Source organism: Amycolatopsis sp. NPDC050768, from assembly GCF_040654155.1.
In the GTDB taxonomy this organism is placed as follows: domain Bacteria; phylum Actinomycetota; class Actinomycetes; order Mycobacteriales; family Pseudonocardiaceae; genus Amycolatopsis.
Genome location: NZ_JBFAHL010000007.1, coordinates 248,303 through 262,872 on the forward strand (window position 1 = coordinate 248,303; position 14,570 = coordinate 262,872).

General features: G+C 71.6%; 16 protein-coding genes. 11 read left to right on the forward strand and 5 right to left on the reverse strand.

Annotated elements, in window-relative coordinates; all coding sequences use genetic code 11:
- Positions 1 to 5: 5 nt before the first annotated feature.
- Positions 6 to 626, reverse strand: a complete 621-nt coding sequence (locus tag AB0H62_RS22330) for a hypothetical protein (protein ID WP_255637829.1) — start codon at positions 624 to 626, stop codon at positions 6 to 8.
- A 138-nt stretch (positions 627 to 764) separates the two neighbouring features.
- On the opposite strand from AB0H62_RS22330, the gene AB0H62_RS22335 reads away from it, so the two are divergent.
- From AB0H62_RS22335 to AB0H62_RS22355, 5 genes are read left to right on the forward strand one after another with little or no spacing between them, the layout of a single operon-like run.
- On the forward strand, positions 765 to 1,484 hold the full coding sequence (locus tag AB0H62_RS22335) for an SDR family oxidoreductase (protein ID WP_255637830.1): 720 nt from the start codon (positions 765 to 767) through the stop codon (positions 1,482 to 1,484).
- Between the two features lie 19 nt (positions 1,485 to 1,503).
- The gene (locus AB0H62_RS22340) at positions 1,504 to 2,805 is read left to right on the forward strand and encodes an MFS transporter (protein WP_360587868.1); all 1,302 of its coding nucleotides are present in this window, start codon (positions 1,504 to 1,506) and stop codon (positions 2,803 to 2,805) included.
- Positions 2,806 to 2,813: 8 nt separating this feature from the next.
- Positions 2,814 to 3,962, forward strand: a complete 1,149-nt coding sequence (locus AB0H62_RS22345) for a C45 family peptidase (protein ID WP_360587870.1) — start codon at positions 2,814 to 2,816, stop codon at positions 3,960 to 3,962.
- Entirely contained in the window at positions 3,959 to 4,792 is an 834-nt protein-coding gene (locus AB0H62_RS22350; RefSeq protein ID WP_360587872.1) for a polysaccharide deacetylase, read from the forward strand. Before AB0H62_RS22345 ends, AB0H62_RS22350 begins: the two co-directional genes overlap by 4 nt.
- A 3-nt stretch (positions 4,793 to 4,795) precedes the next feature.
- Positions 4,796 to 5,497, forward strand: a complete 702-nt coding sequence (locus tag AB0H62_RS22355) for an SDR family oxidoreductase (protein WP_360587874.1) — start codon at positions 4,796 to 4,798, stop codon at positions 5,495 to 5,497.
- Here the strand turns inward: AB0H62_RS22355 and AB0H62_RS22360 are convergent.
- The gene (locus tag AB0H62_RS22360; RefSeq protein WP_360587876.1) at positions 5,490 to 7,142 is read right to left on the reverse strand and encodes an ABC transporter substrate-binding protein; all 1,653 of its coding nucleotides are present in this window, start codon (positions 7,140 to 7,142) and stop codon (positions 5,490 to 5,492) included. The genes AB0H62_RS22355 and AB0H62_RS22360 overlap by 8 nt on opposite strands.
- A gap of 202 nt (positions 7,143 to 7,344) precedes the next feature.
- Here AB0H62_RS22360 and AB0H62_RS22365 point away from each other — a divergent pair, with 202 nt between their 5' ends.
- Together AB0H62_RS22365 and AB0H62_RS22370 are read left to right on the forward strand one after the other, a co-directional pair.
- Entirely contained in the window at positions 7,345 to 7,524 is a 180-nt protein-coding gene (locus tag AB0H62_RS22365; protein WP_360587878.1) for a hypothetical protein, read from the forward strand.
- A gap of 127 nt (positions 7,525 to 7,651) precedes the next feature.
- The gene (locus AB0H62_RS22370; protein ID WP_360587880.1) at positions 7,652 to 8,269 is read left to right on the forward strand and encodes a methyltransferase domain-containing protein; all 618 of its coding nucleotides are present in this window, start codon (positions 7,652 to 7,654) and stop codon (positions 8,267 to 8,269) included.
- A 52-nt stretch (positions 8,270 to 8,321) separates the two neighbouring features.
- Here the strand turns inward: AB0H62_RS22370 and AB0H62_RS22375 are convergent, their stop codons facing one another.
- A complete protein-coding gene (locus AB0H62_RS22375; RefSeq protein WP_360587882.1) occupies positions 8,322 to 9,746 on the reverse strand; it encodes a lamin tail domain-containing protein in 1,425 nt (474 codons plus the stop codon).
- A gap of 149 nt (positions 9,747 to 9,895) precedes the next feature.
- Here AB0H62_RS22375 and AB0H62_RS22380 point away from each other — a divergent pair, with 149 nt between their 5' ends.
- Complete coding sequence (locus AB0H62_RS22380; protein WP_220239461.1) at positions 9,896 to 10,291, forward strand: hypothetical protein; 396 nt, start codon at positions 9,896 to 9,898, stop codon at positions 10,289 to 10,291.
- Between the two features lie 100 nt (positions 10,292 to 10,391).
- Here AB0H62_RS22380 and AB0H62_RS22385 read toward each other — a convergent pair whose 3' ends face one another.
- Positions 10,392 to 11,117, reverse strand: coding sequence for a hypothetical protein (locus tag AB0H62_RS22385; protein WP_360587884.1), 726 nt, complete (start codon positions 11,115 to 11,117; stop codon positions 10,392 to 10,394).
- 363 nt (positions 11,118 to 11,480) lie between these two features.
- Entirely contained in the window at positions 11,481 to 12,533 is a 1,053-nt protein-coding gene (locus AB0H62_RS22390) for a helix-turn-helix domain-containing protein (protein ID WP_360587886.1), read from the reverse strand.
- Positions 12,534 to 12,596: 63 nt separating this feature from the next.
- On the opposite strand from AB0H62_RS22390, the gene AB0H62_RS22395 reads away from it, so the two are divergent.
- From AB0H62_RS22395 to AB0H62_RS22405, 3 genes are all read left to right on the forward strand, one after another.
- Positions 12,597 to 13,487 carry an alpha/beta hydrolase gene (locus AB0H62_RS22395; protein ID WP_360587888.1) on the forward strand — a complete coding sequence of 297 codons (891 nt, stop codon included), beginning with the start codon at positions 12,597 to 12,599 and terminating at the stop codon, positions 13,485 to 13,487.
- Between the two features lie 17 nt (positions 13,488 to 13,504).
- Entirely contained in the window at positions 13,505 to 13,870 is a 366-nt protein-coding gene (locus tag AB0H62_RS22400) for a hypothetical protein (RefSeq protein WP_360587890.1), read from the forward strand.
- 195 nt (positions 13,871 to 14,065) lie between these two features.
- On the forward strand, positions 14,066 to 14,551 hold the full coding sequence (locus AB0H62_RS22405) for a hypothetical protein (RefSeq protein ID WP_360587892.1): 486 nt from the start codon (positions 14,066 to 14,068) through the stop codon (positions 14,549 to 14,551).
- Positions 14,552 to 14,570: the final 19 nt, after the last annotated feature.

Here is a 14,570-nt window from a genome sequence, read left to right on the forward strand (position 1 = left end):
CGACCCTACGACGAGAGCAGGTCCAGCGAGAACCCGAAGACGAAGATGACCAGGCCGATCCATTTCAGCCGCGATTCGAGACCTTCGCTGGTCTTGAGCTGCCCGAGCGTGGTCACCACGAATCCCTCGACGAGCAGCAATCCCAGCACGTACCCGCCGCCGCCCAGCACAACGCCTCCGACCAGCGGGGAGAGGATGACGATGATCATCAGCTCCACCGGCACCGGCATGGGGTCGTTCGGCGGTGCGTACGCGTAGTGAGTTTCGACGAAGAGGAAAAACGCCATCGCGGCGGTGCCCGCGAACCACGCCACCCGCAGCCCCTTCTCGTGCGCTTCCGGGCGGGCCGGGACCGGGACCTCGCCGGCGGGAGCCGGGCGGCGCAGAAGGGCCCACACCCACCGCGGTAGCCGGTGGCCGAGCCGCCGGCGGCGATGGCGCAACGAAGCGTGGATGGTCTCCATCCGCTGCCGTCCCAGCAGGTCGATGACCACCGTCAGCCCGCCGACGAACTCCAGCGTCTTCCCGAACCGGCCCCACCAGAGCACGGCGATGCCGAACACGCGCAGCTGCGCCGTGTCGTGGCCGGCGAACCATTCGCGCCACGCGTGCAGCAGATCCCACATCCCGGCTCCCCAGCGGTCGCTGCGATCTTCGCAGCCGAGTCAACCCCCGCGGCGCCGCACATCGGTCGAACGACCGATGCCGAGCCGAGCCGGCCCGCCTACCTTCCCCGGCACCGTCGTCGATCGGGAGGAGAGGCAGTGGACACGCTGGCGGTGGTGACCGGTGCGGCCGGAGGGCTCGGGGCCGGCTTCGCGGACCGCTTGGCCCGCATGGGGGCGACGGTCGTCCGCGCTGACCTGCGGTTCGACGGCGCCGACAAAGACCGCGTGCACCTCGACGTGACCGACCCGGTGTCGTGGGAGCGGCTGCGCGACCACGTGCACGAGCACTTCGGGACGGTCGGGCTGCTGGTGAACAACGCGGGCGTCAGCGCACGCGACGACCTGCTCTCCACCTCCGACGACGACTTCGCCCGCGTGCTGGCCGTGAACGCGTTCGGCCCGTGGCGCGGCATCAAGACCTTCGCCGACGACCTCGCCGCCACCCGGGGCGCGGTCGTGAACGTGGGCTCCATCTACGGCGTCACCACGCCGCCCGGGGGCGAGGGGACCGTGCCGTCGTCCGTGGCCTACCAGATGAGCAAGGCCGCGGTGCACCAGCTGACCAAGGTCGCCGCGGTGGAGCTCGCGCCGCGGGGGATCCGCGTGAACGCGGTGCTGCCCGGGGTGTTCCGCACGGCGCTGCTCGAACACCTGCCGCCCGACGCGTTGCGCGCCCGCGTCGACGGCGCCCCGATGGCGCGTGCGGGTGAGATCGGCGAGCTCGCCGACGTGCTCGCCTTCCTCGCCGGCCCGGAGTCCTCGTTCGTCACGGGCGCGCTGGTGCCCGTCGACGGCGGGTACCTGGCGGCGTCCTGACCCTTCCCGAGGAGGAACCATGACCGTGCACCCCGCGCACGCCGCCACCGAGACGGACGCCCCGAGACTCCAGCTCAGAGCCGTTGTCTCGAGCAGCATCGGCAATCTCCTGGAGCAGTACGACAACCTCGTCTACGCGTACTCGGCCGTCTACCTGTCCGCGCAGTTCTTCGCCGGCGACTCGTTCTCGTCGCTGCTCTCGACCTTCGCCGTGTTCGCGGTCGGCTTCCTGGCCCGACCGGTGGGCACGGTGGTGTTCGGCCACATCGGCGACAAGGTCGGCCGCCGGCCCGCGCTGATCCTGAGCGTGATCCTCATGGGCGCCGCGACCGTGCTGGTCGGCCTGCTGCCCGGGTACGCGACGATCGGCCTCGCCGCCCCGATCCTGCTCGTGGTGCTGCGGCTGTTCCAGGGCTTCGCGGTGGCGGGCGAGTGGGCGGGGTCGGCGACGATGCTCGTCGAGTACGCCCCGCCGAAGGCCCGCGGTCGCTACGGCAGCCTCAACCAGGTCAGCACCGCCGCCGGCTTCCTCGTGGCCGCCGGGGTCGTCGCCCTCAACTCGCTGTTCTGGACCGAGCAGAGCATGAAGGACTTCGGCTGGCGCGTCCCGTTCCTGGTCGGCGCGCTGACCGCCGTCGTGGCGCTCGTGCTTCGCTTCGGCCTCGAAGACACGCCGCTCTACCGCGCGGAGAAGGCCGCGGGTGAGGTGAGCGCGAGCCCGCTGCGGCTGGCCTTGCGCACGCAGAAGTCCGCCATGGCGCTGGGGTTCTTCTTCACCGTGAGCTGGACCGTCGCGTACTTCTTCTTCCTCACCTACCTGCCGACGCATCTGAAAACGCAGGTGAAGCTCGACTCCGGCACCGTCGAGGCGTCGAACCTCATCGCGCTCGTGGTGCTGACGGTCGCCATCTACTTCTTCGGCGTGCTGTCCGACCGGATCGGGCGCAAACCGTTGCTGCTCATCGGGTCCGGCGGGTTCATCGTGCTGACGTTCCCGGTGATGTGGCTGTTCCAGACCGGCAGCACGGCCGGCGCCTACCTCGGCCAGATCCTCATCGCGCTCGTCCTCGCCGCGTTCTCCGGGCCCGGGCCCGCGGCGCTGGCCGAGCTGTTCCCCACCAACGTCCGCTACTCGGCGCTGGGCATCGGCTACAACTTCTCCGTGATGGCCTTCGGCGGTACCGCCGGCTTCATCGCCACCGCGCTGATCGACGCCACCGGCAACGCCCTCGTGGTGGCCGCGCTGCCCACCGCCGCGGCGATCATCACCTTCGTGGCCGTCTGCCGGATGCCCGAGACCTACCGGACCGAGCTGAAATGAGCACCGCCATGACCACCCCGCGCCTGATCGTCGTGCAGGGCAGCTACCGCCAGATGGGCGAGCAGCTCGGCGCGCAGACCGCCGAGCTCATCGAACGCAGCCTCGCCACCTACGTCGGCCGCTTCCACGACGACGCCGGCCTGTCGGACGCCGACATCGACCGCTGGGGCCGGATCTACCTCGACGTCGCCGAGTCCTACGTCCCCGAGATCGCCGCGATGCTCCACGGCATGGCCGACGGGTCCGGCCACCCGGCGCACCGCCTCGCTGCTCTCAACGCGCGCACCGAAATGCTCTACGGCACCGGCTACCGCGACGAAGGCTGCACGTCGGTGTCCGTACTCGGGCGCTACACCGCCGACGGCCACACGTTGCTCGCGCAGAACTGGGACTGGCACCCGGAGCAGGCCGAGGTCACGTTCCTGCTGGCCACCCGCGACGAGTCCGGGTTCTCCGTGCTGTCGCTGACCGAGGCGGGCATGTTCGCCAAGAGCGGCCTCAACTCGGCGGGCCTGGGCGTGTGCGCGAATCTGCTGATCTCCGACCTCGACCGCGGCGGGCGTGGCGTGCCGTACCACTATCTGCTGCGCGGGGTGCTGCAGTCGCCGACGATGTCCGTGGCGCACAGGCGGTTGCTGCCCGTCGAGCGCATTTCCTCGGGCAACGTGCTGCTCGCCGACGCGGGCGGCGAGTCCATCGATTTCGAGCTGGCGCCCGGCGTCTTCGGCACACTCCTGCCTGAGCAAGGGTTGATCACGCACTCCAACCACTTCCAGGCGAGCCTTCCGTTGCAGGACAAGAAAGCCGCCACGAGCGCGTTGACGCAGCTGCGACCGGCCCGGGCCCGCCACCTGCTGGAGCCTGCGCTGGACGAGCGGCGCGTGCGGGTGGCCGACGTCGTCGCGACGCTGCGCGACGAGTGGTCGTTTCCGGACGGTATCTGCCGCCACCCCGACCCGGACGTGCCCGCGTCCGAGAAGTTCTGCACGGTGTACTCGCTGGTCATGGACCTGACCGATCGGGTGCTGTGGATCGCGCCCGGTCCGCCGAGCCGCCACGCCTACACCCGCTGGGACCTCGACCGGCTCTTCGACGGGAACCCCGCCGACGTCGGTGTCCGCACCGAGTTCGAGCCCGAGGAGGCCGCCGTCGCATGAGCCCGACTGTCTGTTTGACGTTCGACTTCGATGCCATCTCCCTGTGGATCGCACGCGGTCAGGTGACGCCCGGGCCGGTGTCACGCGGGGAGTTCGGCGCGTACGCGATCGGCCGCATCCTGGACCTGCTGGACCGCCACTCGGTGCCGTCGACGTTCTTCATTCCCGGGCATACTCTGGAGACGTATCCGGCGCAGTGCTCGGCGATCGCCGGGGCGGGGCACGAGATCGCGTTGCACGGCTACGCGCACGAACCGGTGTCCACTTTGGATCGGGCGGCCGAGCTGGCCGTGAACCGGCGCTCGGCGGCGTTGATCGAGAAGCTCACCGGCGCGCCGCCCGCCGGGCACCGGACGCCGAGCTGGGACTTCACCGACAGCACGATCGAGATCCTCGGTGAGCTCGGCGTGGAGTACGACTCTTCCTTGATGGGCACGGATTTCGAACCGTACTTCGCGCGCTCGGGGGACGTCTGCGACCCCGGCGGTCCCTATCGGTTCGGGGCCACTTCTTCCATCGTCGAGCTGCCCGTGTCGTGGACGCTCGACGACTACCCGCACCTGGAGTACCTGCGCCTGCCGCAGGGCGTGATGCCGGGGCTGCAGGACGCCGACGCGATGTTCGAGCGGTTCCTGCGCGACGTGCGCTACATGACGGAGACCGTGCCCGGTGGCGTGACCACGGTGACGCTGCACCCGCAGGTCGTCGGGCGCGGTGCGCGGATGGCGGCGCTGGAGCGGTTCGTCGTCGGCTGCCGGGAGCTCGGCGTGGGGTTCGAGCGCTGCGTGGACGTCGCCCGGCGGTTCCGTCCGGTCCTCGAAGGACGGTGACCCGTGCCGAAATCGGTGCTGCTGCTGGGTTCCCGCGGTGGGCTCGGCCGGTCCGTCGGCTCGCGGCTGACCGCGGACGGGTGGACGGTCGTCGGCGCGGACCTGCCTGAGCTGGATCTCGCGCGGCCGGGTGTCGCTTCGGAGATGGCACGGCTGCAGGAGTCGCACGGCGGGTTCGACGCGCTCGTGCACGCGGCGGGGCTGTATCCGGCTGCGCCCGTGTCGAACGGCGACGAGGAGCTTTTCGACCGGGTCCTGACGGTGAACGCGCGCTCGGCGTTCGCGGCGGGTGCGCAGTTCGTGCGGGGCTGCGTGGCAGCGGGCCGGCCCGGAGCGATGGTGTTCGTCAGCAGTGGCGCGGCGACGCGGGCGCGGCCGGGCACCGCCGTGTACGCCGCGTCGAAGGCCGCGTTGGACGCGCTGGTGCGGGCTTTCGCGCTGGAACACGGGCGCGACGGCATCCGCTGCAACGCCGTCGCACCCGGGTTCATCGACGTCGGCTCGCGGGTGAATCCCGTGCCGCGCTCGTACGTCGAGGGCGTCGCGGCGGCCAGTGTGAGCGGGCGGCTGGGCCGTCCCGACGAGATCGCGGCGGCCGTCGCGTGGCTGCTGAGCGAGGACGCGTCGTGGGTCAACGGGCGTTCGGTGCCCGTGGACGGCGGGGACGGCGTCGGGTCGGTGACCGCGCCGTCGTGGCTCAGCTGAGCGGCGCCGGGGCCAGGCGGCGATGGGTGCCGCCTTCGATGCGGTAGACGAGGTGCGGGTGGCCGCGGGTCGGGTCGCCGGTGTCGTCGGGGTAGCTGAGGCCGCGCTGGCCGCGGCCGAGGAACTGGTGCGCGCCGGTGACGCCGAACGACGCCACCGACCGCAGCTGCCGCCGCACTGCCGCGAAGTCCCACGGCCGGCTGACCTGGCTCCACACCTGGGCCAGCACGTTGACCATGTCGAAGTGCACCGCCGCGGCACCCAGGCCGGGTTCGCCGCCGTAGGCCGCGCGATAGCGCTGTTCGAAGGCGTGGCAGGCGGGGCTGTCGACGTGACCGATGACCGTCGACCACAGCAGCCCGTCGGACAGCGAGCGGAACCGGTCCGTGAAGCCGGGGGAGGCAGGCGACCAGGCGACGTGCACGAGCGTGCGGTCCCGTAGCGGTTCGGCGGCGGTGAGGAACGCGCGCAGCGTCGGCTCCGGGAAGCTCGACAACGAGACGGCGTCGGCTTTCGCGTGCGCCAGCTGCCGCACGACTGCGCTGAAATCGCGGGTGTGGTCGGGCACCGGCTCGGCGAACACCAGCTCCCAGCCCGCCGCCGCCGCGTGGCGCTCGACCTGCTCCGGGATCGACGCGTCGAACGTGCTTTCGCGCGGCAGCACGGCCAGCCGGCGGCGCCGCCCGTGGCCGAAGTGGGGGAGCGTGCGCAGAAGCCCTGGCACGTAAGCGGATTCGGTGGAACAGACCTGGAACACGGCGCCGAGACCGCGCGGATCGGCGTGCACGTCGTCGGACAACGCGGGCCCGGTCATGCTGTGCAACACGGGCGCCCCGGCCGCGGCGGCCGTCGCGATGGCTTTGCGCGCGTAGCTCAGCGGGAAGTTGCCGAACACGACGGCGTCCACGCCGCGCGCCGTCAGCTCCTCGACGGCGTCCAGCAGGCCTTCCGGCGTCGTCCCGAGCGCGACGTGCTCCACCTGCCGCCCCGCGACACCGCCCCGCGCGTTCAGCTCGGTGACGGCCAGCTTGTCACCGCGGCGCATCGCCACGACCTCGGGTCCGGCGCCCGCCGCGTAGACCGCGCCGATCAGCGCGGGGCGGGGTTTGGTGGTGCGTGGTCTTGCCGGGGGGTTTGTTCGCAGGAGGGACAGCAGTGTCGCCGGCAGCACCAGCTCCACGGCGGGCAACGGTGCCGCGTACGCGTCGTGCTCGGCCAGCAGCGTCGCCACGGTGACGCGGGAATTCGTGCCGGTCTTGGTGAAGATGTGCTCGAGGTGGGTCGCCACGGTCCGCCGTGAGCACTGGAGCGCCTCGGCGATCTCCTGGTTCCCCAGCCCACCGGCGACGCCCGTGGCCACCTGCAGTTCGCGCACGGTCAGCCCGAACGGCGCGGTGGTATCGACCACGTCCAGCCGCGCCAGCCGCTCGTCGCCGTCGGTGACGTCCACGGTCACCCGGCGCACCACGTTGTCCACGACGTCGAGGTACTGGACCACCTGCCCCCGCAACGAGCGCACGGCCCGCTCGGCCACGGTGACCAGATCGCGCCGCCTCCGGAAGAACGCCTGGTCACTGCCCGTTCCGGCCCCGGCTTCCGGCTGCAGCCACCGCCGCGCCGTGACGTCGTGCTCCCGAGTCACCACCAGCCGTCTCCCTTCATCGGGCAGAGCAGGAGTATCCCAAACTCGGGACACTTCGGCGCAGCCGTTCGCGGCGGCTGGGTCGGATGCTTCCGGACGAATCGGACGTATGTGGTGGTGGGCCGCCGTGAACGCCGGGACTTCGGCGCTGAGCCGTTCCCGTCGCCGCTGGTGTGTGCTGCCCGAATCGGGCAGAGTCGGCGGTATGCGCAGATTCCTGACCGCCGGCCTGCTCGTCGGCTCGTTCGCCCTGGTGGCCCTCGCCGTCCCGGCCACCGCCTCCGCGGCTGTCCCGCCTGGCTGGTGCCTCGGCCCGGGCCCGTGCACCCAGACCACCGACGGCTGGTGCCTCACCCCGTCCGACGACATCTGCCGGCGCTATTGACCCGGACCGTGCAACCTCCGCGGCCGCCCCGCTCAGTGCCGCCTGTCGATGGTCGACATCGTGCGGGTGACGCCGCACTGAGCCAATCTGCCACGGCCATGGGCCTGCCCGTCGCGGACCTGAGCCGATGACCGACCCCGCCTGGCTCCGGGCCCAATGGGACAAGTACGCCCCGCGGTACGACCGCAGCATCGGCTTCCTCGAACGCGTCCAGTTCGCCGGCGGCCGTGAATGGGTGTGCGAGCAGGCGCGCGGCGAGGTACTGGAGGTCGCCGTCGGCACCGGGCTGAACCTCGGCCTCTACCCGCCCGATGCCCGCGTGACCGGGCTCGACCTCAGCCCCGCCATGCTGGGGCTGGCGAAGAGCCGCGCCGACGGCCTCGGCCGGCCCGTGACGCTGCGGCAGGGGAACGCCGAAGCACTCCCGTTCCCCGACGCGAGCTTCGACACCGTCGTGTGCACCCTCGGCCTGTGCGGCTTCCCCGACGACCGCGCCGCCATCGCCGAGATGCACCGCGTCCTGCGCCCCGGCGGCGCGCTGCTGCTGCTCGACCACATCGGCAGTGACCACCGCCCGCTGCGCTGGGCCCAGCGCCTCCTGGAACGCTTCACCCTCCGCCAGATCGGCGACCACCAGACCCGCCGTCCCCTGCCGCTCGTCACCGAGGCCGGCTTCGAGATCACGCGGGCGGAACGGCTCAAATTCGGGACGGTGGAACGCCTCGCGGCCCGGAAGCCGGCCTGAACACGACGATGGTCCCGGCCAAGCCACGGCCGGGACCACCATCACCACGAGCTCAGCAGCTGATGCTGCCCTTCCTCAACGCGTGCCCGCCGTCGTTGCTGTCGTCGGACCAGTAGACCGGCTTCGAGCCGCCCGAGCACTCGGTCGCGGGGGCGACGGAGAAGCCCTCGTTGTTGTAGTTCGACATCCCGCTCGGGCGCTGGTACACCGCCGCCGTCGTGAAGGAGCCCGACGACACCTGGAACGTGCGGTGCTGCCCGTCGCACGTGTCGTCGCAGACGGCCCACAGGCGGGAGGCCTGCGGTTCCCACTGGAGCTCCATCACGCCGTCCATGCCGCTGCTGAAGGACGCCACACGGGTGAACGCGCCGGAATCCTGCAGGACGTAGCCGTAGATCATGCCCGTGCCCTCGACGCCGACGAAGAACACGCCGCCGGTGTGCGAGCCGTAGTGGCTGGGGGAGTAGGCCGCGCCGGTGGAAGAGTCCTTGAAGCCCGCCGCGGTCAGCGACGCGTCCGGCACCCAGGTGACGCCCTCGAAGCCCGAGTTGGAGTCGACGGACGGCAGGTCCGACGTCAGGTTCCACTCCTTCGCCGCGTTCAGCGTGGTCGCCGAGCCGCTGACGTCGTAGCGCAGCACCGAAAGGCGGCTGGTGCCGGACTTGTCGTCGTCGCGCTCGGTGGCCACGAACACGCCGGCCGAGGAGCCCGACCCGGTGACCGTGACGCCCTCGTCGTCGGGCGTGCCGGAGCCGTTCGAGAAGTGCAGCTTCTTGCCCGAGGACCAGCCGGACGCGGTGTCCGGCTTCCACCCGCCCGAGCCGTTGGACACCAGGCGCCACAGCTTCCCGGAGTTCTGGGCCGCCCACAGCACGCTGCCCTCTTGGTACAGACCGGAAAGGTCTTCGCCGAAGACGTTGGACGCGTCGGCCGTGGACACCGAACCGCTGCCCGGCCACGCGACCGGCGACGTGCCCTGGCCCGAGCCACCGCAGGCGTTCGGCCCGCCCAGCGTCAGCGCGGACGCCTGGCGGAACGAGCCCGTGCCGTCGGGGCAGCGCGACCACGACGGGTCGGAGTGGTCGTCCCAGCTGAAGCTGTCGACGAGCGTGCTGCCGTTGGCGAGGTACAGGCGGGCCTCGTCCTCGGAGCCGAGGCCGAACTCGTCGTGCACGTCGAACGCGCGGAACGCGCCCGGCGCCAGCGTCGTGCCCGAGGCGATCTTGTACGTCGAGCCGTTGTCGTCGTCCTTGAGGATCCACCCCGAGACGTCGACGGCCGCGGTGCCCTTGTTGTAGAGCTCGATCGAGTCGTTGACGTCGCCGGTCGTCACCACCTCGTTGATCCGGACATCGTCGGCGGGCGCCGCACTGGCCGCGGGCGCGGTGAGCGCACCGAGGACCAGCACGGGGCCGGCAACGGCGAGGAGGGGACGACGGAGGCTGCGGTGCCACCGGCGAACGCGTGAATCGGTCACGGAATCCGTCCTGAGGTCGGGGAACAGGGCCACCCGACAGTTCCGACCCGGGCCGAACACGCGCCCTCCCGCAGATGATCACGGTGTGAACGCTGGACGAACGCGCGAACTCGGTGGCTCGTCGTTCCACTGTGTGGTTACCTCGGCGCGTGAACGTGCTCCGTCTGGTCCCCTCGGTACGCCCGGGTGAGGTATTCCCCACCGGCGGCATTCGGACGCACCGTGAGTACCTCGACTTCGAGATCGACGGCGCCCGGCTCGGTGAGTCGCTGCGTTCTCTCGGCGACGATGTCATCGCGGTCGCGCCCGCCGATCTCGGCGCCGACGCGCTGCCCGACGGCCGGGTGCCGCTGTTCGTCTGCCCGGAATGCGGTGATCTCGGCTGCGGCGGCGTGACGGTGGTCCTCGAACGGACCGCCGACGAGGTGGTGTGGCGCGACTTCGGCTGGCAGACGGACTACGACCCCGAGGTGTTCCGCGAGCGTTACGCCGCGCTGGGGCCGTTTCGCTTCTCGCGTGCGCAGTACGACGCGGTGCTTTCCTGACCTTTCGGGGAAACACCGAAGGGACCCCGGGGTTTCCGGGATCCCTTCGGTGGCGCTGTTGCCTGTGGCTGTCTGTGCTTGGGGCGGTGTGCTCGCCGCGTCAGCCGGCGAGGCGGATCGAGGCGACCTGGCGGTCGAAGCCGATCTTCTCGAGGTCGGGCGCGTCGCCCGTGATCAGCATCGACTTGCCGGTGCAGCCGGCGCCGGTCCAGATCTTGTACGTGCCGTCGGCGTCGATGGAGCGGACGAGGTCGGGGCTGCGGACTTCGTTGCAGCCCTTGTCGCTGGCGACCTGGGAGCCGTCGGGCTCGGAGAAGTTCTTGCCGCTGTCGAGGAGGGCGAAGGTGGAGGTGAGGTTGGCGTTGTCGTTGCCGCCGGCGTTCCCGCCGTTGTCGCCCCCGTTGTTGTTGCCGCCGTTGTCGTCGCCGGCCAGCTTCACCGACACGGTCTTGTTGTCGAAGCCGAGCTTCGCGAGGTTGCTCACGTTGCCGGTGACCGCGATCGACTTGCCGGTGCAGTTCGCGCCGCTCCACAGCTTCAGCGTGCCGGTCGTGGTCAGCGACGAGGTGACCTTCGGGCGGGCCAGCGTCTGGCAGCCCTTGCCGGAGATGCCCTGGGAGGCGCCGTTGTCGGAGAACGCGGCGTCGTCGAAGAGGATCGCGCTGGTCGCGGTCAGCGTGGCAGCCGGCGCGGCCGCGGCGGCGCGCAGGTTGTCGGCCCCCGCCGGTGCGGTCGTCGCGCTGTCGCTGCCCGCGCCACACGCGGACAGCACCGCGGCCCCCGCCGCGACGAAAGCGGCCAGGAACATTGCCTGCTTGCGGAACATGAGAACACTCCCCGTTGTCCTTGTCACCCGGTTCGTCCGGGCGACTCGACGAGGACACGGCTGCCGGATCCCGTGCGGTTCACCGGTTCCGGAAGTTTTTTCAGACCGAAGTGGACGGCCCCGTGCTCAGCGCGGCGGCCGGTCCGCGCGCTCGGGCTCGTGGCACTCGTGCCCGAAGTCCGCCGGGCGGATCGAATGGTGCCGCCGGTTGTGCGGCTGGAACTCGCGCCGGGGATCCGGACGTGTACCCGGTGGCCGCGGTCCCGCGCTGAAGGACGACGTCGTCCAGGGCCGCTTCGAAAGGCGTGGCCGGTGTGGTGATCTCCTGCTGCGACGGTGAGACCGTCCTCGTGTCGCGCTGGGTCAGGCCTCCAGCAGCCGCCACGCGGTGAGGGCCAGTTGGGCGCGCACGGGGCCGGTGGGGGAGACCAGGCTGTAGCCGAGCGTCTTGCCGAGCTGGTCGAGGCGGCGGGCGACGCTGCTGTGGTGCAGGTGCAGCACGTCGGCGGCGCGGCGGACGGAACCCGTGGCGCAGTAGGCGTCGAGGGTGTCCAGGTCGTCCGCGGCCAAGGAGGCCAGGGCGGCCACGTCGGTGTTGTCGCGGGCGGCATCGCCGGGCACGTGCGCGAGCAGCGCCAAGGCGCCGAGCGAGCAGTAGTCCACGACGGGCCGGCGCGACGTCGTGAAGCGCAGCGCCGTTCGCGCCGACAGCCACGAGCCCGGCAACGGCCCCACGGTCCCGATCCCTGCCCGCACGTCCGCCGGGAACCGCGAGACGTCGACGGCGGTGAGCAGCAGGACGCCCACCTCACCCAGCGGCGCCGCCTTCACCGGGCGCGCGGGGCAGACCAAAGCGCCGAGCTGGTCGAGTGGCAGCGGCGAGCGCACGGCCACGACGCGCACCGCCGCGTCGGCCGCGAAGCCGAGCAGCCGCAGGGCCCGCGCGCGTGCGGCGGCGTCGGTGCCGGGGCTGATGGCGAGCTCGACGAGCGCCGGGTCGGCCATCGTGGTGCGGGCGGGGCCGTAGCGTTCCACGACGGCGGCCGCGGCGATGGCCAGGCGGTCGAGGAGTAGGCGGTCGAGGGGGAGTGGTGACGGGCGTTCGAGCCAGACCGCGCCGATCTGCTCGTCGTCCAGCGTGATCGCGACCGTGGTCGACGCGCGGCCGGCGGAGGGCGCGGGGCCGTCCGGGGCGACGCGGAACGTCTGCCCGGTGCCGTCGAGCCGGATGCCGGCCACGCACTCGGCCAGGCCCGCCGAAGCCCGGACCAGCGCGGCCAGGTCGACGCGCCGGCGGATCAGCGTGTCGTAGAACATCACGACACGGATCGCGCCCTCGGCCTCCGAGTCCAGCTGCGAGAGCCGGACGACCAACGCCTCCACACCCGGCAGCGTACGCGGCGAGCGTCGCGTCATCGGGCGATTTCGCGCGACGGCCGGCGGGCGACGCGGCGCCCGGGCAGCGGCAGGATCGTCGGCATGAACCCGGAACTCGAAGCCTTCCTCCCGCTGTTCCCGCCCGCCGATCTCGACGATCCGGTCATCGCCCGCGAGAAGCTCGCCGGCCTGTCCGCCTCCGCGCCGCCGCCCGACACCTCGGGCCTCACGATCGAGGACCACACCGCCGACGGCGACGTTCCCGTGCGCATCTACCGGCCGCGGCAGGCCCACGGTGCGATCATCTGGCTGCACGGCGGCGGCTTCGTCATGGGCGACCTCGACACGGAGCACCCGTGGGCCGCGCGAGTCGCGGACGTCGCCGGCGCCGTGGTGATCTCCGTCGGCTACCGGCGAGCGCCGGAACACCCGTTCCCGGCCGCGGTGGACGACGCGTACGCGGCGCTGACTTGGGCCGCGAAGAACGCCGCGGAGCTCGGCCTCGACCCGGCCCGCATCGCCGTCGGCGGGCACAGTGCGGGCGCCGGGATCGCCGCCGCGATCGCGCTGCGGGCCCGCGACGAGCACGGGCCCGCGATCCGCTTCCAGCTGCTCAACCAGCCCGAGCTCGACGACCGTCAGGACACCTGGTCGGCGCGCACCTTCACCGGCACGCCGTGGATGACGCGCGACAAGCTCGCCGCGACGTGGCGCCACTACCTCGGCGACACCCCCGGCACGCCCTACGCCGCCCCGGCGCGCGCGGCGGACCTGTCCGGCCTGCCGCCCGCGTACGTCGCCACCGCCGAGTTCGATCCGCTTCGTGACGAGGGCATCACGTACGCCCTGCGCCTGCTGCAATCGGGCGTGTCCGCCGAGCTGCACCAGTGGCCCGGCACCTTCCACGGCTCGCAGGCGATCCTGTCCGCCGAGGTGTCGCAGCGCCAGATCGCCGAACTCGCCGCCGCCCTCCGCCGCGGCCTTGCCGACTGACCCCTGAAAGGAAACCCATGACCCTGATCGACCTGTTCACCTCCTTCCTGCACCTCCACGACGACGGCGACGCGGCCGCGGTACCCCGCATGGTCGACGGCGAGCCCGACGTCTGGCACCTGATGACCTTCCACGCCAGCACCGACGCCGACGTCCACTCCGACCACTGGGAAATCCACGCCGCCGCCGACGAAATCGTGTGCTGCCTCACCGGCGGCTTCCGCCTGTACCTCCGCGACGACGACACCCCGGCCACGCTCACCCCGGGCACCGCGGCGATCGTCCCGTGTGGACGGTGGCACCGCCTCGAACTCGACGCCCCCGGCGACCTCCTGTCGGTCACCGTCCCGCGCGGGACGCGGATCGAACCCCGGGCCGCATAGGCCCTTCAGTTTCTTCGTGGCGTTCGCCGGGCGCCTTGTGCGCGATTGAGGCGTTTCGAGGCACCCGACGTCCTTCTGGGCGAATACGCCGGCTGAGCCGGACTCAGCCGACCCCGATCGGTGGGACTCAAGGCGTTTTCGTGCGGAGGGGAACCGTGCCCTGGCACGATGCCGGGACAGTGCGAAGGGGAGGACATGACGTACCAGCAGTATCGCGGGCAGCAGTTTCCGGCCGGTCCGGTCCACCACAACAATCCGGCAGGCGGGGTCGCGGTCGCGACCGCCGTGCTGGCGATCGTCTGCAGCATCGCCGCCTTCATCGGGGCGGTGTGCGGGATCATCGCCGTCGTCCATGGGGAGATCGTCTCGGGTGGGGCGACCGTCGTGCTCAATCTGGGCGTGGCGGCGGTCTTGCCGGCGGGCGCGATCGGGGCCATGCAGAGCCGGCCGGCCGCGAGGATGTGCTTGATCGTCGGCAGTGCGCTGGCCATCGTGGAGCTGTTCGCGGCGACGGTCTTGCCCGAGGTCGACGTCTATCTGCTGTATGAAGCCGGCCCGGACACCTTGCGGGCGTTCTCGCTGCGAGGACTGCCCTGGCTGGCAGTGGCGATCGGAATCCTCGTGCTCGCCGTCTCGCTGCGCCGCGGTGTGCAACAGAGCGGGCCGGCGCCACAGTGGTGATCGCTGCGGTATCGGCTTT